General features: G+C 67.1%; 1 protein-coding gene. It reads right to left on the bottom strand.

The genetic code is table 11. The features are described 5' to 3' along the window. On the bottom strand, positions 1-623 hold a 623-nt coding region (locus IU449_RS28700), incomplete at both ends, for an FAD-dependent oxidoreductase (RefSeq protein ID WP_228805868.1).

The following is a 623-nucleotide window of genomic DNA, read 5'->3' as shown; positions in this document are numbered from 1 at the left end:
TCGAGTTCGCGCAGTTCCAGGGGGGTGAACTTGGCTTGGGCGGGGCCGCGGCGGCCGAACACGTGCACCTCGAGGGCCTTGTTGGCCTTCAATCCCTCGTAGACGTTCGGTGGGATCTCCGTGGGCAGCAGTTCGTCACCGGTCTTGGCCAGCACCCGGGCGACATCCAAGGCGACGTTGCCGACACCGAGGACCGCGACCTTCTCGGCGTCCAGTGGCCAGGTGCGGGGGACGTCGGGGTGCCCGTCGTACCAGGACACGAAGTCCGCGGCGCCGTAGGAGCCGTCGAGGTCGATGCCGGGGATGTTGAGGGCGCGGTCGGCGTTGGCGCCGGTGGAGAAGATCACCGCGTCGTAGAAGCGGCGCAGATCATCGAGGGTGATGTCGGTGCCGTAGTCGATATTGCCCAGCAGTCGCACCTGGTCTTTGTCGAGGACCTTGTGCAGGGCGGTGATGATGCCCTTGATGCGGGGATGATCGGGTGCGACGCCGTAGCGGATCAGGCCGAACGGCGCGGGCATGCGTTCGTAGAGATCGATGCTGACCTCGGCATCGGACTTCATCAACGCGTCGGCGGCGTAGATCCCGGCCGGCCCGGCGCCCACGATCGCGATGCGGAGCGG

The sequence above is a fragment of the Nocardia higoensis genome (assembly GCF_015477835.1).
In the GTDB taxonomy this organism is placed as follows: domain Bacteria; phylum Actinomycetota; class Actinomycetes; order Mycobacteriales; family Mycobacteriaceae; genus Nocardia; species Nocardia higoensis_A.
This window is presented reverse-complemented; position numbering and strand designations above follow the sequence as displayed.